Source organism: Streptomyces sp. NPDC060205 (genome assembly GCF_042728395.1).
In the GTDB taxonomy this organism is placed as follows: Bacteria; Actinomycetota; Actinomycetes; order Streptomycetales; family Streptomycetaceae; genus Streptomyces.
Window position 1 is genome coordinate 1 of sequence record NZ_JBHWZP010000029.1, and the last position, 23,473, is coordinate 23,473.

Consider the following 23,473-nt stretch of genomic DNA (forward strand, 5'->3'; position numbering starts at 1 on the left):
CGGCCCCACTCCGTCTCTCCGCCGGCCCCTGTGGAGAGGTCACGCGGTACTCCGCGACGGGGGCTCGCACTCCCCATCCGCTTACGCGGGCCTCCGCCGACGCACCCGGAGGACCACGCGACCTCGGCCCTGTCAGTACGTGAAGACGGTCGTCCCGTAGGACTCCTTCACGCACTCGTTGGGGAAGGTGCGCTCGTAGGAGACCCGCTTGCCCTGCCAGACACCGTCGACCGTGACGACCACGGGGTCGTACTCACGGGTGCACAGGACGTCGGATCTGGCTGCCAGCGCGTCGAAGTCGCCGCCCACCGCGCGCAGTTCGGCGCAGGCGGAGACGGCGGCCGGGTGGGTCCCCGAGGCCGTCGGCGCACAGTTCAGGGTGACCGCGCGTTCAGGTGTGGCTTCGGCCGCGATCTCCCCGTGGCCCGTGGTGAACACCAGGGACGAGGGGGCGTAGAGCGCGGTCGGCGATGAGGCGGCGAGGGCGGTCCCGGCCAGGGGACCGCATACGGCGGTGGCCGTCAGGGTGATCGTCGCTGCCCAGCGCGCGGTGTTCGGCATTGTGTGCATCCTTCCGCTCGGTCGAACGCCGCACCGGCTCGGTGTTGCCGGTGCGGCGAGCGCGAGTCTGCCGATTCCGCGGCGGAAACACACGTCGACCCCACGCGTTTCAGTAACCTTGCGTATTGAATCAGTGGCGCGAAGTGACGGAAATCGAACACGGCCCCCTTGGAACTGAGCGGGCGCCACGTCACCGCGGAGGCCCGCTGGCCAAATATCCCCTGCTCAGCAATAGGCCTGAAACATTCCGCTTCAGGCTGGGCGCAGGCCTGCCGCGCCGCCGCATCCCCAGCGGGAGGGGTACGGAGATGGAGATGATTCATCTATCCCGGAGCGCAAAGATGGATGGTCCATCCACTGGTGCGGCCCTCGGTCCGCCCCATAGCTTCGGCAGACCACCGCACCAGGGGACGGCTTCCCCGCGCCGCGCCCACCCCCGCGCGACGACACGCCGTCCCGTCAGCCGCGTCACCACGCGCTCCCCCGCCCAGCCCGCCAGGGCCGGTCCTTCGCTGGAGCCCCTCCTTGTCCCAGAACTCCCCGCTCGCCCCGGCCTCCGCCGTCACGCCGCCGCCGTCGCTCACCGAGGTCGAGCCGTACGGTGTCGAGCGGATCCCCGACGCGGACCGCAGCGCGAGCCCGCTCGATCTCTTCCGGCTCGCCTTCGGCGGGGCCAACACCTTCTCCACCTGCGTCCTCGGCGCCTTCCCCATCCTCTTCGGGCTCTCCTTCTGGCAGGGACTCGCGGCGACCCTCCTCGGAGTGCTCGCGGGCGCGCTGATCCTGTGCCCGATGGCGGTCTTCGGGCCGGTCAACGGCACGAACAACGCCGTCTCCTCCTCCGCCCATCTCGGCGTGCACGGCCGGGTCGTCGGCTCGTTCCTGTCCCTGCTCACGGCGGTCGCGTTCTTCTCGATCTCGGTGTGGAGCTCCGGGGACGCCCTGGTCGGCGGCGCGCACCGGCTCTTCGGCCTGGAGCGCGGCGACCTGTCGTACGTCGTCGCGTACGCGCTGTTCGCCGTGCTGGTGCTCGCGGTGTGCGTGTACGGCTTCCGTTTCATGCTGTTCGTCAACAAGGTCGCGGTGGCCTCGGCGACCGTGCTGTTCCTGCTCGGCCTGGCGGCCTTCGCCGGGGACTTCGACCCGTCGTACGCGGGCGTCTTCACGGCGTCGGCGGACGCGGCGACCCAGGATCTGTTCTGGCCGTCGTTCATCGGCTCGGCGCTGATCGTGCTGTCGAACCCGGTGTCCTTCGGCGCGTTCCTCGGCGACTGGTCGCGCTACATCCCGGCGAGCACCCCGCGCCGCCGGGTGGTCGGGGCCGCGTTCCTGTCGCAGATCGCGACGCTGCTGCCCTTCGTCTTCGGTCTCGCGACGGCGAGCATCATCGCGACCAAGGCCCCGGAGTACGTCGATCCGGCGGCCCCGAACTTCGTCGGCGGGCTGCTGGCCATCTCGCCGAGCTGGTTCTTCCTGCCGGTGTGCCTGCTCGCGCTGATCGGCGGCATGGCGACGGGCACGACCGCGCTGTACGGCACCGGGCTCGACTTCTCCTCCGTGTTCCCGCGGCTGTCACGGGTGCAGGCGACGGTGCTGGTGGGTGTGCTGTCCATCGCGTTCATCTTCGTGGGCCGCTTCGGCTTCGACCTCGTCCAGAGCATCTCGACGTTCGCGACGATGATCATCACCTGTACGACCCCGTGGATGGTCGTGATGATGCTGGGCTTCCTCACCCGTCGCGGCTGGTACGACCCCGACGCGCTGCAGGTCTTCAACCGGCGCCAGCGCGGCGGCCGTTACTGGTTCACGCACGGCTGGAACTGGCGCGGCATGACCGCCTGGTGGGTCTCCGCGCTGCTCGGTGTCCTCTTCACGAACATCCCCGGCCAGTTCGTGGGACCGCTCGGCGATCTGGCCGGCGGGGTCGACATCGGACTGCCGATCTCCCTGGCCGTCGCGGCGGTCCTGTTCCTGGGCCTGCTGTGGTTCTTCCCCGAGCCGAGGGCGGCGTACGGGCCGAACGGCGCGCGGCTGGTCCGTACCGTGGACGTGCCGGTACCGCCGATCACCGGTCCGGGCACGGGAACCGAGGCCGAAGCCGGCGCCGTGCACGGCGCCGGCGCCGGGGCGAACCGCGGCCCGATGACCACGGACGGCTGACTGTCCCCCGGGCCCTCGCCCCGCGCGGCCCCGCCGGCCCCCGACAGCGAAATCCGGACAGCTCCCGCCGCAGGGGGGCTGCCCGGGAACGCGGTCTTCGTAGACTGCCCCGCCATGGGAGAGATCTACGGACTGGGCGAGATCACCTGTCCGTCCGGTGAGCTGGTGGTCGTCGACGGCGGTCATCTCGGCATGTGGAGCGGAGAGGGCTCGCCGGCGCTGGTGGACCCGGGAGCGTTCGGCATCGCGGATCCGGCGGTCGCCGCCGATGTGCGCGCGGCGACCGACTTCCTGATCACCGGCCCCGACGCCGACAGCGCGGCCCACTCCTTCGACCGGCAGCCCGGCCGGACGCTCCACGACATCCCGGCGTCCGGGGCGGCTCATCTGGTCGGTCTCTTCGACGCGCACTGCCGGGAGCAGGGTCTCGACGCCGCGCTCGAAGCCCGCGCCGAACGGGTGCCGCACCGGGAGCGGGTCCGCCGGTGCGTGCAGCGCGGCGGAGGCTGCTTCCTGATGAACGGCGTGCCGGTCGTGGCCCTCGGCGGAGTACCCAGGAACCGCCCGCTGCCGGTCCTCGCGACGGACGGCGGCATCGCGGTCCTCGTCGACCCCTCCCCCGCCGTCAAGTCGGTGGAACTGGGGGAGATCCGCGTCGACTGGGCCCGGCTGCTCTTCGGCGACGCCGACGCGCTGAGCGCCTGGCGGCACGACGAACCGGTCGACGGGCTGGCCGACGTCGCGTTCTGGGGCGCCGCCGAGGACGACGCCGCCGCCGAGTTCGCGGCCCCCGGCCTGGGCGAGCCCGGTGAGGAGGGCGTGAGGGGCTGGACGGGTCTGCCGCTGCCGGACGCGATGCGGCTGGCCACCGCGCTCTTCGACTGGAAGGACGCGGATCCGCGAAGGCGCCTGATGGTGGACTTCCGCCCGCACTCCCACCACTGGCAGATCATGCGGGCGGTCCGCGCCTCCCCGCTGGAGTCCGGCACCGTACGGGTCGGCGGCGCACAGGTGCTGTGCGCGATGACCGGCCAGGGCGACGGCTGGTTCCCCGTCTCGGCGGACCTGGACCCGGCGGGCCGCCTGGTGTCCGTGCGGGTGTCGTTCCCGGTCTGAGCGTGCCGTCCCCGTACTGGACGGATCTTGTCCCGCTCGTCAGGATCGTCGCGGGGCCGTGGGCAGGAGCGGCACGGGCCCGGCCACGGGACACAGGGCGAGAGGCGGTGCGTACGGATGACGAAGCACTGGGCGGACTTCCAGTACGAGATCTATCTGAACGGGCTGACGGGAGCGGTGCCCCGGCTGCCCACCGATCTGACCCGGCTGGAGGAGCTGACCGAACAGCGGCTGGGGCCCGGCCCGGTGGGCTATGTGGCGGGCAGCGCGGGCAACGGCAGTACGGCACGGGCCAACCGGGCCGCGCTGGAGCGCCGCCGGATCGTGCCGCGCATGCTGCGGGACGTCCACGAACGCGACCTGTCCGTCGAGGTGCTGGGCCGGCCGCTGCCCGCGCCGCTCGCGCTCGCGCCGGTCGGCGTGCTGTCGATCATGCATCCGGACGCCGAGTGCGCCGCGGCCCGGGCCGCCGCCGCACAGGGGGTTCCGTTCATCCTGTCGTCCGCCTCCAGTACGCCGATGGAGCAGGTCGCGGAGGCGATGGGCGACGGGGAACGCTGGTTCCAGCTGTACTGGGCGAAGGACCGCGAGGTCACGCGGAGTTTCCTGGACCGGGCGAAGGCCTGCGGGTTCACCGCGCTGTTCGTCACGCTGGACACGCCTCTGCTGGCGTGGCGGCCCCGCGACCTGGACCAGGCGTACCTGCCGTTCCTGCACGGCGTGGGCACCGCCAACTACTTCTCCGACGCGGCGTTCCGGGCCGGGCTGGCCAAGCCCGTGCACGAGGACCCGAACGCGGCCGTCATGCACTTCGTCGGGATGTTCGCGGATCCCGCGAAGACCTGGCCCGACCTGGAGTTCCTGCGGGAGAACTGGGACGGGCCCATCGTCCTGAAGGGCGTCCTGCACCCCGACGACGCCCGGCGGGCCGTCGACGCCGGGATGGACGGCGTGGTCGTCTCCAACCACGGTGGCCGCCAGGTGGCCGGTGCCGTCGCCGCCGCCGACGCGCTGCCCGGGGTGGCCGAGGCCGCCGGGGACCGGCTGACCGTCCTCTTCGACAGCGGCGTCCGCACGGGCGACGACATCTTCAAGGCACTGGCGCTGGGCGCCGAGGCCGTGCTCGTGGGGCGGCCGTACGCCTACGGGCTCGGTCTCGACGGCCAGGCCGGTGTCGAGCACGTCATCCGCTGTCTGCTGGCCGAACTCGACCTCACGCTCGCCCTGTCGGGACACGCCGGACCGGGTGACCTCGGCACCGACGACCTGGCGGAGGAGACCGCCTGACCGTGGCCGTGGCCGCGAGGGCGTCCGCCGCGCCGAAGGTCACAGGCCGAGGGCGGTGACCGACCTCGCGAGCAGGAGGGGCAGCTGTTCGGCGGGAGGCGGGCCGGCTCCGGCGCCTGCCTTCGAGCCGATCCGTGTGTCCGCGGCGGACCGGGCGGGGGTCGGCCCGCCGGACGGCGCGTCCGTGCCCGCTATCGACAGCGACTCGGGCGTCGCCGCGGTGTCGTCGGTGAGCCAGCGCTGGTCGTCGCCGCGGTCACGGATCTTCACCACCACCTCCGCCCCGGTCTCGTCCGCGGCGGGAGCGACGGCCAGTTGCGCCTGCCAGCGGGGCAGCAACTCGCCCCGCACGGTGAGGTCGTAGCGCACGTCGTCACCCCTCTTGGCGGACGCCGCGGCGCAGCTGCCCAGGACGACCACGCCGGCGTCCACATGCGAGTCCAGGCACAGCCCGGGGTCGGCCGCGCTGCGCAGCAGGCCGTCCTTCTCGTACGACCACTTCTGTGTCGCTACGGCAGAGCACGAGTCCAGTTCGGCGCCCGCGCCGGCTTTCGCCCTTCCGCCCTTGATGTCGAGGCAGAGGTCGGCGGCGAGGTTGCGCAGCCGGGTCCGGACGGGCCCGGTGGGCAGGCCGGCCGAGTCGGGCGGGGCGGACGACCGGGCGGGCGGTGCCTGCCCACCGGGGGTGAGACCGGCGGACGCCCCGGCGGTGGCCGACGGGTCGGCGCCGTCGTCGTCCTGTGACCACAGGTTCGTGACCAGGACGGTCGCGAGCAGGGCCACCGAGACCAGACCGGCTCCGGTGAGGATCGCCTTCGAGTACCGCGGGCCCGGGGAGGAGTGCCGTCCCTGCCGGGCGGAGCGCCGGGACAGCGGGCGGGGACGGACGCCGCCGCCGGCGCGTCTGCCGGGGTGCCGGACGGTCCGGACCGCCGGACGGCCGCCGCTCGGCCGCGATTCCAGATATCGGCGGGCGCCCCAGCCGAGGACGCCTTCGGCGAGCAGTCCGCCGAGACCGCCCTCGAAATGGCTCAGTTGCTCGGCCGCGTAACGGCAGAAACGGCACGCCAGCAGATGTTGCTGCACATCGGGGAGCAAGGCGCCGCCACGCCGAATCGGAACGTCCAGGAGGCGGTTGTAGTGGCGGCATTCCTTGTTCGGCGCGAGTTCGCGATGGGCCCGTACACAGCCTTCGCGGAATTTCTCGCGGGCCTGCTCAAGTGCCGCCGACGCGTTGTCGACATCCATGCCCAGCAGACCGGCCGGTACGGATATGTGCTCGGCCTCGACCTCGGTGTGCCAGAGCACGCACTGGGCGAGTCCCGGGAGAGCCTGGAAAGAACGTTCCGCGAGCTTGCGGTTTTCCGGCGTCATGGACTTCGTGACGCGCATACCGCGCCCGCCGGCCGGTTTGCGGAGATCCGGAAGTTCCTCGGATATCCGGTCCTCCGCGGACCACACCGTCACGATGTCCCGTACGGCCACCAGGAGCTGGGGGCGCAGGGCGGCGGCGGACCCGGCGCGCCGGAGGCGGTCCGTCACCTGCTGGAAGGCGGCGGCGGTGACCATCGAGGCGGCGTCCGCCGAGGAGGCGAGGCAGATGACCGCGTAGTCGTGTGCCGACGTCCAGTGCCGTGCGAGCAGGAGCGCGACGGGGTGCGCCAGTTCGCCTTCCGGCTGTGCCCGCAGGAGGGCGGCGAGGCTCTCGTCGGATTCCCCGGGGGCGGCACCGGAGACGGGCGGATACGGCGGACGGGGCGGGTGGGGGGTGTGCACTGAGCGGTTTCCTTCCACGGCACAAGGTGGCACACAGGAGTTCTGACCGCCGAAAAGGAGCTCCTATTGGTGCGTACCTTTCGGGCGCGGCGCACGGAAAGCGGCCGGGACGTCTCCCGATCGGCATCCGCCGGCCGTGAGCCTTTCGGGCCCGGCGGCACGATGAAATCCCGAACGGTGAATCAGACCTGGCCATGGGCCATGTGCGAGGAAGTTCACCCTTGCACATGTCGCTCACGCCCAACAAGGCGCGTGAGCCACTTCGGCAACATCCGCCCTTTGAAGGAAAGTCAGTGTCCATCCCGGTCAAGTCGCGCGGTCCTTCTCGGCAACTCGTCCGGCACCTTCCAGCAACTCGTGCGGTCCTTCTCCGCATCGTGCGGTCCCTGGCGGTCAACTCATGACGGGCGGAACGGTTCGGCCGGACACCGGCCGCCGAGCACCCCGTGTGAAGCGTGTACCCGCGCCGGAGGCCCGCGCACGCTCCCGGCGTGCGGGGACCGGGAGTCCACTGGTACCCGGCCCTTCTCGGAAGGCCCCGCGCGGGACGGCGGCTCTCCCGCGCGAAACGGGCCGTCGACCCCGATCTCCCGCCCTCGGTCGGCGGCCCCGAGGGCGGGTCGGCCCGCGCCCCTCCTCACGATGGCGCCCGGCGCCGCGCATCCGTGAGACCTGTGTCACATTCCCTCGTGACCTGTCACATCCCGGCCCCCCGAAGCCCTCGCAGTAGTGAGCGCGCTACGGGAGGCACAGGCATGTCCGACAGTCCGGCACCTCTGACCGATGAGCAACTGACGTCGGCGACACGGCAGTTCCTGGATCACCGCGAGCTGCTGTTCGCGATCGTCTACAACCTGCTCGGCGGTGTCGCCGACACCGAGGACGTACTCCAGGACACCTGGCTGTCCTGGTCCGGCAGCCGCGAACGGTCGCCGGGGCGGCACATCGAGAACCCGCGCGCGTATCTGGTGCGCGTCGCGGTGAACCACGCGCTGACCCGCCGGGCCGCGGTCAGCCGGCGGCGTGAGACGTACGTGGGTCCGTGGCTGCCCGAGCCGCTGGTGACAGCGGCCGGTGAGGAGCCACCGGCGGACGCGGCCGAACGCACCCTGCGCACCGAGTCCGTGTCCATGGCGATGCTCGTCGTCCTGGAGTCGCTGACCCCGCTGGAGCGGGCGGTGTTCGTCCTGAACGAGGTGTTCGGGTACGCCCACACCGAGATCGCGGAGATCATCGACCGCAGCCCCGCGGCGGTGCGCCAGCTCGCGCACCGCGCCCGCGGGCACGTCCACGCCCGCCGCCCGCTGTACGAGGCGCATCCACGGGTGCGCAGGGAGGCGACCGAGCGGTTCGTCGAGGCCACGCTCGGCGGGGACATCGGCGCGCTGATGGAGATCCTCGCGCCGGACGTGACGGTGTGGACCGACGGCGGCGGCAAGCGGCGGCCGGCGGGGCTGCGGCCGGTGCACGGCCGGGACAAGGCCATCCGCCTCCTCACCGCCAGTGCCTCGCGGGGCACGGGGCAGCACCTGGACCTGCGCTACCGGCGGGTCAACGGCGACGACGCCGCGGTGCTGTTCGCGGGCACCGCCCCCTACGCGGTGATCGTCCTGGACCTCACCCCGGACGGCGACCGGGTGTCCGGCGTCTACGTCGTCACCAACCCCGACAAGCTCACCCACGTGGAGCCCGCGGAGACCGCAGAGACCGCCGGGACCGCAGAGAACGCAGAGACCGCCGGGACCGCCGGGAAGAGGGCGGACGCGTGACCGCCACCGAGCGGCCGACGGCCGGGTCGTCAGGACCGGCCGCGTCCTCGGGCCAGCGTGTCGCGGACTGGTTCGACGGCCGCCTCGGCACCCACACCCTCGGCAGGAAGTATCTGCGCAAGGTGTTCCCGGACCACTGGTCGTTCCTGCTCGGGGAGATCTGCCTCTACAGCTTCGTCATCCTGATCCTGACCGGCGTCTACCTGACGCTGTTCTTCCACCCGTCGATGAACGAGGTGACCTACAACGGCAGTTATGTCCCGCTGAACGGCATCCGGATGTCGGAGGCGTACGCGTCCACGCTGGACATCAGCTTCGACGTGCGGGGCGGTCTGCTGATCCGGCAGATCCATCACTGGGCGGCGCTGATCTTCATCGCCGGGATGCTCATGCACATGATGCGGCACTTCTTCACGGGCTCGTTCCGCAGGCCCCGTGAGGTCAACTGGCTGTTCGGCTGGACGCTGCTGCTCCTCGGCCTCTTCGAGGGGCTGTTCGGCTACTCGCTCCCCGACGATCTGCTGTCCGGCACCGGGATGCGGTTCGTGGACGGCGCCGTCCTGTCGGTGCCGATCGTGGGCACGTATCTGTCGTTCTTCCTGTTCGGCGGCGAGTACCCCGGCCACGACATCATCGCGCGCTTCTACTCGCTGCACATCCTGGTGATCCCGGGGATCATGGCGGCCCTGGTGGTCGCCCACCTGATCCTCGTCGTGTACCACAAGCACACCCAGTTCCCGGGCCCGGGAAAGACCGAACGGAACGTCGTGGGCTCGCCGTTCATGCCGGTCTACCTGGCCAAGGCGGGCGGCTTCTTCTTCCTGGTGTTCGGGGTGATCGCCCTCATCTCGGCGGTCGCGTCGATCAACCCGGTCTGGTCGTACGGCCCCTACCGCGCCGACCAGGTGTCCACGGGGGCGCAGCCGGACTGGTACCTGGGCTTCGCCGAGGGGCTGGTACGCATCATGCCGGGGTGGGAGATCACCGTGGCCGGACACACGCTGGTCCTGGGCGTGCTGATCCCGATCGTCGTCTTCCCTCTCCTGCTGGTCTTCATCGGCGCCTACCCGTTCCTGGAATCCTGGGTCACCGGCGACAAGCGGGAACACCACCTCCTGGACCGGCCGCGCAACCGGCCCGTCCGTACGTCCGTCGGCGCCGCGTGGATCAGCCTCTATCTGATCCTGCTCGCGGGCGGCGGCAACGACATCGTGGCCACCCGTCTGCATCTGTCCATCAACACGGTCACCTGGGCCGTGCGGATCGCCGTGTTCACCGTCCCGGTGCTCGTCTTCCTCGCGACCCGGCGCATCTGTCTCGGCCTCCAACGCCGGGACCGGGAGCTGGTGTTGCACGGCCGCGAGACCGGCGTGATCAAACGGCTCCCGCACGGCGAGTACGTCGAACTGCACCGGCCCCTGTCCCCCGCCGAACTGCACACCCTGACCCGGCACGAGCAGCCCCGGCCGCTCGGCCCCGGCCCGGCGAAGGACGCGAACGGCGTGCCGCGTCCGAACGGGCGGGCGCTCGGTCTGCGGACCCGGCTCTCCCGTGCGCTGTACGGCGAGGACACCCAGGTGGCGAAGCCGACGGCCGAGGAGCACCGGGCGGCCCAGGGGCACGGCGCGGAAAGGGCCGGCGAGCGGGAGGCCAGCGAGACGGGACCTCCAGGCGGCTGATCCGCGGAGCGCCCCGGGCCACCGCCCTCAGCGAGCAGTGGAGACCCTGCTCACCACTACTCGCTCCCAACTACCCGTATAGGAACGGGTTCTGACAGTGCGACACATGTGCCCGTTAAAGCTCGGGTAAGCGCGCTCTGTCCATCCCGGCGCATGGGCCCGAAACTCCCCGCCGGCGGCCGGGGTCCGGTACGCAGGCCGGTGCGCGGGGCCGGGAACCGCCGTACCGGGTGACAAGGGGCCGGACGCACTACCCTGGAACACAAGTGATGCACCTGTTCACCGTGAGTGCGTGCGCAATGGAGTGGCGGCGATGTGAGGAGCCACAGCGAGACATCGGGCGACGGCCCGGGCTATCCGTTCGACGAGACCTCCACGGCGAGAGCCGTCATCGACGCCGACGGCGTCGTCGTCGAATGGAACGAGGGCGCCCGGCGTCTGCTCGGGCATGCACCCGCCGACGTCGTGGGCCGGCCCGCCGCGAAGCTGCTGGCACCCGACGCCGGCGATCTGCGGCGTCCGGCGGCCGACCACCGCTGGATCGGCACGCTCGCCCTGCGCCACGAGGACGGGCACACCCTGCGTGTCTGGCTGCTCGCACACCGGCGGCGCCCCGAACTGGGCGAGCGCAGCGACTGGCTCGTCGTGACACCGCTGGAGAACGGCGCCCTGGCGGCCCAGGACGACTCCCTCACCTCGACCTTCCTGGACGAGTCGCCCTGTGCGACCGCGATCTTCGACGAGCGGCTCCGGCTGCGCAGGGTCAACGCCGTGATGGCCGAGTCGATGGGCCTGCCGGAGGAGCACATCCGTGGTCTGCGGATCCCGGAGATCGGCGGCCGGCCCCAGAACGAGGAGCTGGAGGGGCACATGCTCCGGGTGCTCCGCACCGGTAGACGTGAGGACGTGCAGACGTATCTGGGCACCGCTCCCGAGGGCCGCGCCCAGGCCTGGCTGGCGCGGATGGCTCCGCTGACCGACGCCGAGGGCCGGGTGCGCGGCATCTGCCTGTCCGCCCACGACTTCACCGAGCAGTACCTCGCCCGGGAACGGCTGCAGCTGGTGAACGAGGCGAGCGTCCGTATCGGCTCCACCCTCGACGTCACCCGTACGGCGCAGGAGCTGGCCGACGTGTGCGTGCCCGCACTCGCCGACTTCGTCAGCGTCGACCTGGTGGATCCTCCCGACCGCGGCGGCGAACCGTACATCGGACCGGTCTTCGCGCCCGTCAGTCTGCGCCGCGCCGCCCACCGGTCGGTGCATCCCGGCAACCCGGAGTCGGTGGTCAAGCTGGGCGAGGTCGACACCTATCCGGCCGGCTCGCCGCAGGCCGACTCCCTGGTAGCAGGCCGGCCCATCGTGGCCGCCGACGCCGCGACCACGCTCTCGGAATGGCTCGCCTGGGACCCGGTACGCGCCGACCGGGTCAGGGAGCACGGCATCCACTCGACGATGTCCGTGCCCGTCCGGGCCCGCGGCGCGACCCTGGGCGTCGCGGTCTTCACCCGGTTCCGGCGGCCCGACCCGTTCACCGCCGACGACGTACTGCTGGCCGAGGAGGTCACGGCCCGGGCGGCCGTCTGCATCGACAACGCCCGCCGGTTCTCCCGCGAACGCGAGACCGCGATCGCGCTGCAGCGCAGCCTGCTCCCCCGGTCGCTGCCGCGCACGGCCGCCGTCGAGGCGGCCTCACGCTATCTTCCCGCGGCGCGGGCGGGGGTGGGCGGCGACTGGTTCGACGTGATCCCGCTGTCGGGGATGCGGGTCGCCATGGTCGTCGGAGACGTCGTCGGCAACGGACTGCAGGCGTCCGCCACCATGGGCCGGCTGCGGACCGCCGTACGCACCCTCGCCGACATCGACCTGGCGCCCGACGAACTGCTCACCCACCTCGACGACCTGGTCGTACGGCTCTCCGCGGAGGCGGGCAGCGAGGGCACCACCGGCGAGGTCGGCGCCACCTGCCTGTACGCCGTCTACGACCCGGTCACCCGGTGCTGCACGCTCGCCAGTGCCGGTCATCCGCCGCCGGTGATGCGCCCGCCCGGCGGGCCGCCCCAGGAGATCGACGTACCGCCGGGGCCGCCGCTGGGTGTGGGCGGGCTGCCGTTCGAGTCGACCGAGCTGCGGCTCGCCGAGGGCACCGTCCTCGCCCTTTACACCGACGGTCTCACCGAGAGCCGCGAGCGTGACCTCGACGAGAGCCGTGCGCTGCTGTCCCGGGCGCTCGCGCGGGCCTCGGGCTCCCTCGACGAGACCTGCCACGACATCCTGCAGTCGCTGCTGCCGCCCACCGGCGCCTCGGACGACGTGGCCCTGCTGCTCGCCCGGACGAAGGGCCTGCCGTCCTCCCAGGTGGCGACCTGGGAGGTGCCGGCCGATCCCGCGCTCGTCGGCCCGATCCGCAAGCAGGTCGTCGGGCAACTGGAGACCTGGGGCGTGAGCGAGGCGGCGTTCACGACCGAGCTGGTGGTCAGCGAACTCGTCACCAACGCGATCCGGTACGGCGAACGCCCGATCCGGCTGCGGCTCATCCACAGCGCTGCGACCCTGATCGTGGAGGTCTCCGACTCCAGCCACACCGCGCCGCATCTGCGCCGCGCCAAGACGTTCGACGAGGGTGGCCGCGGGCTGCTCCTGGTCGCCCAGCTCACTCAGCGGTGGGGCAGCCGCCACACCACCGAGGGCAAGACGATCTGGGCGGAGCTGGTGTTCGGCGAGGACGCCGAGGCCGGTTGAGACGGTGCGGACCGCTACGCCGCCGGGTCAGTGCCCGCCGCCGTAGCCGCCCCCGTAGCCGCCGCCTCCGTAACCACCGCCGTATCCGCCTCCTCCTCCGTGGCCGCCGGATCCGTCGTCGTACCAGCAGGAGTAGCCGTAACAGGTCCAGCCGGAAGCGGACGTCGTGGGCCGCGGGGCCGGGGTCGCCTCGGACGGCGTGGGCTTCGGCTCGGGGGCCGGTGACGCGGTGTGACTCGGCCTCGGGTCTACGGTCGGTGCGGGTGCCGGTTTCGCCGTCTCCCCGTCCGTGTACGAGGTGATCCACTCCATCTGGACCGAGTCCACGGAGGTGTCGATCTCCCAGCGCTGGGCGGGGCCGCCGCCGCGGGCCCTGAGGACCAGCCCCGTCTCCTCCTCCCCCGAGCCGGGGGCCAGCGCGAGCGCCGGCTGCCCCAGGGGGACCAGATTTCCGTCCGCCGTGAAGTCGTAGCGGACGCCCGCCCGGTCCTTCTCCCCCTCGCACGGCCCCAGACGGACCGGGGAGGGGAGCCGGGAGTCGAGGCACAGGTCCCGGTCCGCCAGGCTCCGCAGCAGCCCGTCGCTCTCGTACGACCACTGCTGGCGCTCCGAGGCGGTACAGGTGGCGAGGACGACCTCCGCGCCCACACCGACCTTGCCGTCGGCGACACCGGCGCAGTCGCCGCTGCCCTGGTTGCGCAGGCGTCCGCCGAGTGCGCCGGGTCCGGTGTCGCCGGCGCCGATCCTGGTCGGCACGTCGACCGGCTCCTCGGCCGTCGTCCCGGCGCCCGGGGAACGGGCGGGTTCGTCCCCGTCGCCGGCCCACCACAGGACCAGCGGTACGAGGACGCATCCGCTGACGACGAGCACGGCCAGGGCGAGATCCCGGCGCCGCCGCGGGACGCCTTCACCCGCGCGCGACGAGAGCCGCAGAGCATGCCGGGGCCCAAGCCGCCGGCCCCGGCCCGCCCCGACACCGCTGTACACCCCACCGAACCCCGGAACGGCCCTCGTCCCCGCGGCCCGGCCGCCGCCCCCCTGCCGGGGACTCGCTCCCCAGACATCATCAGGATCCACGTCCAGCCCGTCGACAAGCCCGGACCCGCCTTCGGCCCCGGCCCGGCCCTCGGCCCCGGACCCACCCTGGGACCCACCGCCGAGCCCGACACCGGCATCGACGCCGGGGGTCGAACGGGCCTCGCCACCCAGGCCACGCCCGGCACCGGCCCGCGGGCCGGACCCGCGGTATGGCCCCGTCTGCGGGCGGGGCCCGGGACCTCGCCCTTGGTCCTGCCCGAGGTCGGGGGACGAGCCCGGGCTCGAACTCGGGCCGGAGGGCGAGCCGAGCTCACCACCCGGGCCACGCCCGGCACCGGCCTGCGGCCCGGACCCACGGTAGGGACCCGCCCCCGGGTTGAGCCCGGGACCTCGCCCTTGCCCCTGCCCGGGGCCGGGGAACGAGCCCGGGCTGAGCCCAGGACCTCGTCCAAGGCCAACGGCCGCACCCTGACCGGAGGCCGAGCCACGCTCACCACCCGGACCTCGCCCGGTGCCAGCCTGCGGCCCGGACCCACGGTAGGGACCCGCCCCCGGGCTGAGCCCGGGACCTCCTCCAAGGCCAGCGGCCGAACCCTCACCGGAGGCCGAGCCAGGCTCACCGCCCGGGCCACGCCCGGTGCCAGCCTGCGGGCCGGGCCCGCGGTAGGACCCCACCCCCGGGCGGGGACCGAGACCTCTGCCCAAGCCGGGTCCGGAGGCGGAGACACGGCCGGGGGTGGAGCCGGGAGCCGGACCAGGCTCGCCACCCGGGCCACGCCCGGCACCGGCCTGCGGGCCGGGCCCGCGGTAGGAGCCCACTTCCTGCCCGCGGGCAGGAAAGGAACCTCGGCCCTGCCCAGTGCCGGAGCCGAGGTCATGGCCGGGCCCGGAGCCGGAGACAGGGCTGTGGCCGTGCCCGAAGCCGGGGCCGTGCCCGAAGCCGGAGACGGAGCCGTGGCCGTGCCCGGAGCCGGCGCCGGCGCCCGCGCTCTCGGCCGCCGCCTCGCCCGGTTTCGAGGCCGCGGCGCCGCCCCCGTCAGGGCCGGCGTCGGAAGTCGCCTCGTCGGCTCCCGGGTACGGACCCCCGGTCGCGAAGAAGTCCACCCCCGGATGGCGTCCGGCGTCCGGGCCCGTGCCCGGTGTCGTGGAGACGACCGGGCCCGCCGTCGTCTCCTCGCCTCCGGGGCGGCGGCCGGGCCGGGAGGCGAGGTAGGGGTGGGCCGCCCAGCCCAGTACCCCTTCGGCCAGCAGCACGGGCAGCCGGTCTCCCGACTGGTCGAGTTGCTCGGCCGAGTACGGGCAGTGTCCGCAGGCCGTCATGTGCTGTCGCAGGTCAGGGTCGACGCTGTTGCCGCCCCGGCGGAGCGAGACGTCCAGGAGGCGGCTGTAGCGGCGGCACTCGTCGTCGGGAGCGAGTTCGCGATGCGCTTCGAGGCAGTACTGGCGCAGCAGTTCCCGTGCGCGTTCCAGCGCCCGGGAGGCGTCCGGGACGGACAGGCCGAGCAGCCGAGCCGGCACGGCCGGTTCCTCGGCCTCGACCTCCGCGTGCCACAGCAGGCAGCGCGCCGCCTCCGGCAGCCGCTGGAACGCCAGGGACACCAGCCGCCGGTCAGTCGGCGGAAGCAGCCGATCCGCGGCAGAACCGCCGCCGCCCTGAGCGGAGCGCAACCGCGGACTCAGCATCCCCCGGCGTTTGTCCGCGTCCCATTCGCCCGCTATTCGGCGCACGGTGACGAGCAACTCCGGACGCCATGCCGCTCTGGGTCCGACCTGTCGAACGGATTCTCCGAAAAGCCGGGTGAAAGCGGCGGTGGCGAGCATTCCGGCGTGCTGCGCATCGTTCGTACACAGACGCGCGTACGAGAAGACGGGCACCCAGTGGCGGCCCAGCAGTTCTCCCGCGGGATAGCGGGCGGGCGTCTTGCCCGGCCCCTTCTTCAGCTCTGCCGCGAGCCGTTCGTCGGTCGTATCGAACAGGCTGCCGGCCGTGGGGGAATGCACCGGGGTCGCGTCGCTCACGTGCTATTTCCTCCAGAGCCCCAAGCGGAATTAGTCCATACCAACGGGTACGGAAAGCGTTGTCTGCACGCCGACAAGCTGCACTTTGACACAGTGAACCCTCAGGTAACAAGAGACGGTTCTCAATCCCCTTCACCCGTACGCCCTTTGTCAGAGACAAAGTGTCAACAGCGAGCCGGGGCAATGCAATTCGAAAGAAGCACGGACACCGCTATTTCGTTGGAATACGCGACCCGAGAGCGAGCAGAAGGACGGGGCGGCGACACTCGCACCCCCATCCGCCTAGGTGCCCCGTCGTCTGATTCGATTGCACCGAACGACCGGACGACCGAAACCGACCATCACTTTCCAAGGACGAACCCTGAGCTCGACACTCGCGACCGCTCTTTCCGCTCTGCTGCTCGTGGCGGTACTGGCCGGTGCCGTGATCCGGCCGTTCGGTCTGCCGGAGGCCACCGTGGCCGTCCCGGCCGCCGGACTGGTGATGGCCACCGGCGCCATCTCCCTCGACCACGCGCGCGCCGAGGCCGAACTACTCGGCCCGGTCGTGGGCTTTCTCGCCGCGGTGCTCGTGCTCGCCAAGCTCTGCGACGACGAGGGCCTCTTCCGGGCCTGCGGCGCCTGGCTGGCCCGCACCTCGAAGGGCCGGCCACAACGCCTGCTGGCGGCCAACTTCCTGCTCGCGTCGGTGATCACGGCCGTACTGAGCCTGGACGCCACGGTCGTCCTGCTCACCCCCGTGGTGTTCGCGACCGTGGCCCGCCTCGGCGCCCGCCCGGGGCCCCAGGTGTACGCGTGCGCCCATCTGTCGAACACCGCGTCGCTGCTGCTGCCCGTCTCCAACCTCACCAACCTGCTCGCGTTCACGGCCAGCGGGCTCAGCTTCACCCGGTTCGCCCTGCTGATGGGTCCCGCGTGGTTGGTCGCGATCGCCGCCGAGTACCTGGTCTTCCGGCGCTTCTTCGCCGCCGAACTGGCCGAGCCGAGCGACGTGGACGGGGACTCACCGGAGGCGGCCGGGGCCGAGCCCGTCGACATGCCCGTCTTCGCGCTGGTCACGGTCGCCTGCACCCTCGCGGGCTTCGTCGTGACGTCCGCGGTGGGGATCGAGCCGGCCTGGGCGGCCCTCGCGGGAGCCCTCGTCCTGGCCGTCCGGGCGCTGGCCCACGGGCGCACCACCCCGCTCGCCGTCGTACGGGCCACCTCGCTGCCCTTCCTCGCCTTCGTCCTGGCCCTGGGCATCGTGGTGCGCGCCGTGGTGGACAACGGCCTCTCGGACGCGCTCGGTCATCTGGTCCCGGACTCGTCGAGCCTGCTCGCGCTGCTCGGCATCGCGGTCCTCGCCGCCGTACTGGCGAACCTCATCAACAACCTGCCCGCGGTCCTGGTCCTGCTGCCCCTGGCAGCGGCGGCGGGCCCCGGCCCGATCCTCGCCGTCCTGCTCGGGGTGAACATCGGCCCGAACCTCACCTACGCCGGTTCGCTGGCGACCCTGCTGTGGCGGCGGATCGTCCACCAGCACGATCACAGCGTGAACCTCGGCGAGTTCACCCGCCTCGGCCTGCTCACCGTGCCCGCCACGCTGATCCCGGCCGTGCTGGCGCTCTGGCTCTCCCTGCGGGTGTTCGGGGCCTGAGTTCGTACGTTCGGGACCGGCGTCACGCGTACGGGCGAGGTCGCGCGAAGGGCATTGACGCTGTGACATGGCCATGCAATGCTCCCGTTTTGGGAGCGCTCCCACCCCTTCGTCGTCCACGCCGGACGCCATCCATGGACCCCATTCCAGGCACCGGGAGACGCTCCATGCCCATGTTCCCGCACGTGCACCGCCGCCGTCCCACGCATCCTCGTACCGCAAGAGCCGAGGGCGCCGGGAGACGTATGACCGCCGCGCTGCTGACAGCCGTCCTGCTGACCGGCGGGCTCGCCCTCGCGCCCGGCGCGGCCGGAGCGCAGTCCGCAGTCGACCCCGCCGCGGCCACCACGCCCGTGAGGGTCAACCAGGCGGGCTACCTGCCGGACGGCCCCAAGCGCGCCACGGTCGTCACCGCGGCCTCCGAGCCGCTGAACTGGCAGTTGCGCAGCGCGTCGGGCGCCACCGCCGCCTCGGGCCGCACCGTCGTGCACGGCACGGAAGCGGCCTCGGGCGAGACGACCCACACGGCGGACTTCTCCGCGTTCCGCAAGACGGGCACGGGCTTCGTCCTCGTGGTCGACGGCTGGAGCAGCGCGCCCTTCGACATCCGCGCGAACCTCTATGACACCCTGCGCACCGAGTCCCTGGCCTTCTTCTACCACCAGCGCAGCGGCACACCGATCGAGGCCTCCCTGGTGGGCCCCGCGTACGCACGGCCCGCCGGGCATCTCGGGGTCGCGCCCAACCAGGGCGACACGAACGTCCCGTGCCAGGCGGGGGTGTGCGACTACACCCAGGACGTACGGGGCGGCTGGTACGACGCGGGCGACCACGGCAAGTACGTCGTCAACGGCGGGATCTCCGTCTGGACGCTCGTCGACTCCTTCGCACGGGCCGAGCGGGCGGGCACCGCGTCCGCGCTCGGCGACTCGACCCTGCGGATCCCCGAACGCGGCAACGGTGTCCCGGACATCCTCGACGAGGCCCGCTGGGAGCTCGACTTCCTCATGCGGATGCAGGTCCCCGAAGCCAGGCCCTACGCGGGGATGGCCTTCCACAAGATCCACGACGCGGCCTGGACGGGCATACCGACACGGCCCGACCAGGACCCCCAGCCCCGCGAGTTGCACCGCCCGTCCACCGCGGCCACGCTCAACCTCGCCGCGACGGCCGCCCAGTGCGCGCGGGTGTTCAGGCCGTACGACTCCGCGTACGCGAAGCGGTGCCTGGGCGTGGCACGCACGGCGTGGACCGCGGCGAAGGCCAACCCCGCGCTGTACGCGCCCGATTCGGACAGCACCGGCGGCGGCCCCTACAACGACACCCAGGTCACCGACGACTTCTACTGGGCGGCGGCCGAGCTGTACGCGGCGACCGGTGAACGTGCCTACCGGGACGCGGTCACCTCCTCGCCCTGGCACACCTCGGCGGACGCGCTCACGGCGACCGGCTTCAACTGGGCCGACACCGCGGCGCTGGGCCGGCTGACCCTGGCGACCGTGCCGAACGGGCTGCCCGCCTCCGACATCCGGCGCGTACGGGCGTCCGTGACCGCCGCCGCCGACGGACACCTCACCACCATGGCCGGACAGGGCTACGCGGTGCCCATCCCCGCGAACGGATACGTCTGGGGCTCCAACAGCCAGGTCACCAACAACGCGATCGTCGTGGCCACCGCCTACGAGCTGACCGGCCGACAGCGGTACCGGGCAGGGGTGCTGGAGTCGCTGGACTACCTGCTGGGCCGTAACGCCCTGGATCTCTCCTACGTCACCGGCTACGGCGACACGTACGCCAAGAACCAGCACCACAGGTTCTGGGCGCACCAGTACGACGCCTCGCTGCCGAACCCGCCCGCCGGCTCCCTCGCGGGCGGCCCCAACAGCGGTCTGCAGGACCCGGTGGCACAGGAGCATCTCGCCGGATGCGCCCCCGCCGCCTGCTACATCGACGACATCGGCTCGTACTCCACCAACGAGGTGACGATCAACTGGAACGCCCCGCTGGCGTGGCTGGCGGCCTTCGCCTCCGAACGCCGCCACGGCTAGAGCCGCGGACGGGGCACGCCGTCAGTGCCGGAGTCCCGCACGGTACGCGCCGGGCGGGGCTCCGTAGCGCTGTCGGAAGACCCGGCTGAAGTGGAACGGGCTGGTGAAGCCGGCGGCCACCGCGACCCGTTCCACCGGCAGGTCGGTCGCCTCAAGGAGCCGGGCCGCGTGCAGCAGCCGGGCGGCGAGGAGCGCCCGCATCGGTGACTGGCCGAGCTGCTGGGTGAAGAGGTGAGCGAAGCGGGAGGGCGAGAGCGACACCCCGGCGGCCAGGGTGTCGACGGTGTGCGGCGCTCCCGGGTCGGCGGCCATGCGGGCCTCGGCCCGCCGGATCCGCGCGTCGACGCCGGGACGGTCCGTCTCCCCGCCCGGCGTCGCGGTCGCGGTGGCGGTCGTGAGCAGGACGATCGACTCCAGGGAGCAGAGGGCGAGTTCGCGGGCGGCGGTGCCGTGGGCGACGGCGACCCGGCCGCCCCCGGGCTCGACCGGTCCCCCGGGCTCCCCGGGCTCCATGGCCGGCGGGGCGCCCTCCCCCGTCCACCGCGCGTCGGCGAGCATCCGGCGGAACGCCTGCTCCAGCCGGTCCCGCACGGCGGCCGGTACCGGCGTGACGGCGTACAGCCGGTCACCGAGCAGATGACGCCGCAGCCGGTCCGTCCAGGCCGGGCGGGCCTGGCAGTGAACCCACCAGAACGTCCACCGCCGGGCACCCGGCGCGACCGCGTACCGGTGGGGCACGCCGGGACCGAGGACGACCAGGTCGCCCGTGCCCGACCGCGTCTCGGTCACCCCCTGGGCCAGCCGTCCCGCGCCGTCCGTGGTCCAGGTGAAGAGCCAGCTGTCCGCGCCGCCCGGCCGGTCGACGCTGTAGCCGGGGCGCTCGTCGAAGCGGCCGACGGTCACCAGGCCCGGCGGCGGGGACGGCGCGGCAGCCTCGGGCAAGTCGTCAGCACGCACAGGCATCCTCCCGGAAAGCGCTTGTCCCTAGCGTGAGGCATACAGGACACCGGAGGGAAAGGGTCGTCGCATGAGCGGTCGTACGACAGTCACGGACAGGGGCCTCCTGGGCGGCTTCGAGGAGGACGGCTTCGCGGTGGCGCGCGGGCTGTTCGCCCCGGCGGAGATCGAGGCCCTGTGCGACGGGTTCACCGCGCTGCACGCGGCCGGACCGGTCCCGGGGCACTTCCAGCCGCGCGCGATCGGAGCCACCGGGGCCGCCTCGGCCGCCGACCCGCTGGATGTCTACCCCCGGGTCATGCAGCCGCACCGCATCAACGACCTGGCCCGGCGCTTCCTCCTCGAACCCCGGCTGCGCGTAGTGCTCGAACTCCTGCTGGGAGAAGAGGTGTTGGCGGCCCAGAGCATGTTCTACTTCAAGCCGCCGGGCGCCCGTGGACAGGCCCTGCACCAGGACAACTTCTATCTGCGGACCGAGCCGGGCACCTGCGTGGCCGCCTGGATCGCCTGCGATGCGATCGACCGCGGGAACGGCGGTCTGGAGGTCGTCCCGGGCACCCACCGCATGGACCTGTTCTGCCCCGAGGAGGCCGACGAGGGGTTGTCGTTCGCCCGCGAGTACGTGCCACCGCCGCCCGGTCTGTCCGCCGTACCGGTGGACATGGCGCCCGGGGACGTCCTCTTCTTCAACGGCAGCCTGGTGCACGGTTCCCCGCCCAACCGCAGCACGGACCGCTTCCGCCGCTCGTTCATCGGCCACTACGTGGGCCGCTCCACGGAACGCATCGGCCGCCACTACCCCACCCTGACCATGGGCGGAGATCCCGTCCCCCTGCTGGAGAGCGAGGGCGCGGGCCCGTGCGGCACCGAGTTCGCCCCGGCGGGACCGCACTGAACCGCAGGGCCCGCCGGGTCAGGAGCGCAGCAGGTCCGCGGCGCCCAGGTCGAGTACACCGTCGTGCCAGGTCAGCCCGCGCAGATCGCGTACGACGACCTGGGCGCCGGTGTCCAGGCCGCGCGGCCCGACCCCGATGACGTACGCACCTGCCGTCTCCCCCGCCTTGGCACCCGCGACGGCGTCCTCCAGGACGACGGTCCGCGCCGGGTCCACCCCCAGGCGTGCCGCCGCCGCGAGGTAGCCGTCGGGGGCGGGCTTGCCGTTCGTGACGTCGTCCGCCGTGATGAGCACGGGCGGCAGGGGAAGGCCCGCGGCGGCGAGGCGGGCGCGGGCCAGCGCGGTGACCCCGGAGGTCACCACGGCCCAGCTGCCCCGCGGCAGGCTCGTCAGGAGGTCGAGGGCGCCGGGCAGCGCGGTCGTGGTGGCGGCCGCCTCGATCTCCAGGCGGTCGATCTCGGCGAGGGCGGCAGGCCGCTCCCCCGGGTCGGCCACCAGGAGGGCGACGGTGTCGGCGGAGCGCCGTCCGTGCACCATCGCCGTGACCTTCTCGGCGGAGAGCCCGCGGGCCCGGGCCCAGCGGCTCCACGCCTGGTCGACGCCGAGGTCGGAGTCGACGAGCACGCCGTCGTTGTCGAAGAGGAGGCCGTCACAGGGAATCCTCATGTCCGGGATCGTGTCCGGGATCTTCATGTCCGGGGTCCGGGCCTTTCAGACGACGGGGCGGTTGCGGTAGCGGCCGACGAGTTCACGGGCGGCGGCCTGCATCCGGGCGGGCGGCAGTCCCTGGGCCAGCAGGGTCAGATCGTCGACGACCATGTCCCCGATGGTCAGGAAGGCGTCCGGGATGCCGCCCGCGCGGTGGGCGGAGAGGACCAGGCCCTCCAGGGAGCGGGCGGGGTCGTCGGCCGCGACGGGTTCGTCGGGCCAGACGTCGATCCCGGCGAGGAGGCGGCCCTCGGCGACCCGGGCGAGCAGTGCGGGGAAGTCCACGACGGGCGCGCGGCTGACGAGGACGAGCCGGGCTCCGTCGGGCAGCAGTGCCAGTTCGCGTCCGCCGAGCAGATGGCGGCTGTCGTCGGTGACGGTGGCGAGCACGAAGACGAAGGTGCTGCGGGCCAGTGTCTCGTCGAGCGTGGCCGGCACCAGGCCCTGCTCGCGCAGGACGGCGGGCGGCAGCCAGGGGTCGTACACGCGCAGGGTCGGCCGGAAGGGCGTGAGGAGCGGGTGGAGGCTGCGGCCGAGGTTCCCGAAGCCGATGAGGCCGATGTCGGCGCCGCGCAGCAGTACGGAGTCGGCGGTGCTCTCGGACACGTACCGCTCCCGGCCGGCGCGGAAGGCGCGGTCCTCGCGGCTGATGCCGCGGGCCAGGTCGAGGGCGAGCCCGAGGGCGTACTCGGCGACGGCCTGGGCGTAGGCGGGCCCGCAGCCAAGGACGTGCACGCCGCGACGGAAGCACCCGTCGTAGTCGACGTTCGGGAAGAAGTTGCCCTCGATGTTGAGCAGGGCTCTCAACTCGCCCGCGCGGGCCAGGCGTTCGGCGGGCAGGTCGGGCTGGCCGACGACGGCGAAGGCGTCCGGCAGTGCCCGGTCGAAGGCCTCCTCGCTGTCGGGCTCGACGACGGTGAAGCGGTCGTGGAGCCGGGCCAGCGTGTCGGGCCTGAAGATGCGTTCTGTGGGGTGCGGGTCGGGGCGCAGGATCACGAGCGGCTTGTGCGGGGTGCTCACGGCTCTCCTTGCATCCGTCACGGTCTCCTGGCCTGCCGTACGCACGGTAGCCCGGCGCCGCCGTC

15 protein-coding genes are annotated in these 23,473 nt (G+C 72.7%); 9 read left to right on the forward strand and 6 right to left on the reverse strand.

What is annotated here, in order from left to right; translation table 11 throughout:
• Positions 1–132 precede the first annotated feature (132 nt).
• Positions 133–561, reverse strand: coding sequence for a protease inhibitor (locus ACFWGJ_RS07670; RefSeq protein ID WP_387321659.1), 429 nt, complete (start codon positions 559–561; stop codon positions 133–135).
• Positions 562–1,086: 525 nt separating this feature from the next.
• On the opposite strand from ACFWGJ_RS07670, the gene ACFWGJ_RS07675 reads away from it, so the two are divergent.
• From ACFWGJ_RS07675 to ACFWGJ_RS07685, 3 genes are all read left to right on the forward strand, one after another.
• The gene (locus ACFWGJ_RS07675; RefSeq protein WP_387321661.1) at positions 1,087–2,721 is read left to right on the forward strand and encodes a purine-cytosine permease family protein; all 1,635 of its coding nucleotides are present in this window, start codon (positions 1,087–1,089) and stop codon (positions 2,719–2,721) included.
• A gap of 114 nt (positions 2,722–2,835) precedes the next feature.
• A complete protein-coding gene (locus ACFWGJ_RS07680; protein WP_387321662.1) occupies positions 2,836–3,837 on the forward strand; it encodes a hypothetical protein in 1,002 nt (333 codons plus the stop codon).
• A 117-nt stretch (positions 3,838–3,954) separates the two neighbouring features.
• Positions 3,955–5,124: a lactate 2-monooxygenase gene (locus ACFWGJ_RS07685; protein WP_387321663.1), complete on the forward strand. Its 1,170-nt coding sequence runs from the start codon at positions 3,955–3,957 to the stop codon at positions 5,122–5,124.
• Between the two features lie 39 nt (positions 5,125–5,163).
• On the opposite strand, the gene ACFWGJ_RS07690 is transcribed toward ACFWGJ_RS07685, so the two are convergent.
• Positions 5,164–6,900 carry an RICIN domain-containing protein gene (locus ACFWGJ_RS07690; protein ID WP_387321664.1) on the reverse strand — a complete coding sequence of 579 codons (1,737 nt, stop codon included), beginning with the start codon at positions 6,898–6,900 and terminating at the stop codon, positions 5,164–5,166.
• A 755-nt stretch (positions 6,901–7,655) separates the two neighbouring features.
• Here ACFWGJ_RS07690 and sigJ point away from each other — a divergent pair.
• The 3 genes from sigJ (at position 7,656) to ACFWGJ_RS07705 (ending at position 13,087) form a co-directional block, all read left to right on the forward strand.
• Positions 7,656–8,669, forward strand: coding sequence for an RNA polymerase sigma factor SigJ (gene sigJ / locus ACFWGJ_RS07695; RefSeq protein WP_387321665.1), 1,014 nt, complete (start codon positions 7,656–7,658; stop codon positions 8,667–8,669).
• Complete coding sequence (locus tag ACFWGJ_RS07700; protein ID WP_387321667.1) at positions 8,666–10,348, forward strand: cytochrome bc complex cytochrome b subunit; 1,683 nt, start codon at positions 8,666–8,668, stop codon at positions 10,346–10,348. The genes sigJ and ACFWGJ_RS07700 overlap by 4 nt, the downstream gene beginning before the upstream one ends.
• 315 nt (positions 10,349–10,663) lie before the next feature.
• Entirely contained in the window at positions 10,664–13,087 is a 2,424-nt protein-coding gene (locus ACFWGJ_RS07705) for a SpoIIE family protein phosphatase (protein WP_387321668.1), read from the forward strand.
• Positions 13,088–13,114: 27 nt separating this feature from the next.
• Here ACFWGJ_RS07705 and ACFWGJ_RS07710 read toward each other — a convergent pair whose 3' ends face one another.
• A complete protein-coding gene (locus tag ACFWGJ_RS07710; RefSeq protein ID WP_387321669.1) occupies positions 13,115–16,144 on the reverse strand; it encodes a ricin-type beta-trefoil lectin domain protein in 3,030 nt (1,009 codons plus the stop codon).
• A gap of 361 nt (positions 16,145–16,505) precedes the next feature.
• Between ACFWGJ_RS07710 and ACFWGJ_RS07715 the strand changes: the two genes are divergently transcribed.
• Both ACFWGJ_RS07715 and ACFWGJ_RS07720 read left to right on the forward strand, forming a co-directional pair.
• On the forward strand, positions 16,506–17,780 hold the full coding sequence (locus ACFWGJ_RS07715) for an SLC13 family permease (protein WP_387321696.1): 1,275 nt from the start codon (positions 16,506–16,508) through the stop codon (positions 17,778–17,780).
• 245 nt (positions 17,781–18,025) lie between these two features.
• Positions 18,026–19,828, forward strand: coding sequence for a glycoside hydrolase family 9 protein (locus ACFWGJ_RS07720; protein WP_387321671.1), 1,803 nt, complete (start codon positions 18,026–18,028; stop codon positions 19,826–19,828).
• Positions 19,829–19,849: 21 nt separating this feature from the next.
• Here ACFWGJ_RS07720 and ACFWGJ_RS07725 read toward each other — a convergent pair whose 3' ends face one another.
• Positions 19,850–20,791 carry a helix-turn-helix domain-containing protein gene (locus ACFWGJ_RS07725; RefSeq protein ID WP_387321672.1) on the reverse strand — a complete coding sequence of 314 codons (942 nt, stop codon included), beginning with the start codon at positions 20,789–20,791 and terminating at the stop codon, positions 19,850–19,852.
• A gap of 64 nt (positions 20,792–20,855) precedes the next feature.
• Between ACFWGJ_RS07725 and ACFWGJ_RS07730 the strand changes: the two genes are divergently transcribed.
• Complete coding sequence (locus ACFWGJ_RS07730) at positions 20,856–21,680, forward strand: phytanoyl-CoA dioxygenase family protein (RefSeq protein ID WP_387321673.1); 825 nt, start codon at positions 20,856–20,858, stop codon at positions 21,678–21,680.
• Between the two features lie 18 nt (positions 21,681–21,698).
• Here ACFWGJ_RS07730 and ACFWGJ_RS07735 read toward each other — a convergent pair whose 3' ends face one another.
• Positions 21,699–22,346 (reverse strand): HAD-IA family hydrolase, encoded by a 648-nt coding sequence (locus tag ACFWGJ_RS07735; protein WP_387321674.1) that lies wholly within the window; start codon positions 22,344–22,346, stop codon positions 21,699–21,701.
• A 45-nt stretch (positions 22,347–22,391) separates the two neighbouring features.
• On the reverse strand, positions 22,392–23,408 hold the full coding sequence (locus ACFWGJ_RS07740; RefSeq protein ID WP_387321675.1) for an NAD(P)-dependent oxidoreductase: 1,017 nt from the start codon (positions 23,406–23,408) through the stop codon (positions 22,392–22,394).
• Positions 23,409–23,473: the final 65 nt, after the last annotated feature.

What these genes read in the sequence shown, in the direction of transcription:
- ACFWGJ_RS07720 (WP_387321671.1), top strand. Translation starts at nt 18,026, where the DNA reads ATGACCGCCGCGCTGCTGACAGCCGTCCTGCTGACCGGCGGGCTCGCC.
- ACFWGJ_RS07730 (WP_387321673.1), top strand. Translation starts at nt 20,856, where the DNA reads ATGAGCGGTCGTACGACAGTCACGGACAGGGGCCTCCTGGGCGGCTTC.
- ACFWGJ_RS07670 (WP_387321659.1), bottom strand. Translation starts at nt 561, where the DNA reads ATGCCGAACACCGCGCGCTGGGCAGCGACGATCACCCTGACGGCCACC.
- ACFWGJ_RS07680 (WP_387321662.1), top strand. Translation starts at nt 2,836, where the DNA reads ATGGGAGAGATCTACGGACTGGGCGAGATCACCTGTCCGTCCGGTGAG.
- sigJ (WP_387321665.1), top strand. Translation starts at nt 7,656, where the DNA reads ATGTCCGACAGTCCGGCACCTCTGACCGATGAGCAACTGACGTCGGCG.
- ACFWGJ_RS07685 (WP_387321663.1), top strand. Translation starts at nt 3,955, where the DNA reads ATGACGAAGCACTGGGCGGACTTCCAGTACGAGATCTATCTGAACGGG.
- ACFWGJ_RS07735 (WP_387321674.1), bottom strand. Translation starts at nt 22,346, where the DNA reads ATGAGGATTCCCTGTGACGGCCTCCTCTTCGACAACGACGGCGTGCTC.
- ACFWGJ_RS07725 (WP_387321672.1), bottom strand. Translation starts at nt 20,791, where the DNA reads ATGCCTGTGCGTGCTGACGACTTGCCCGAGGCTGCCGCGCCGTCCCCG.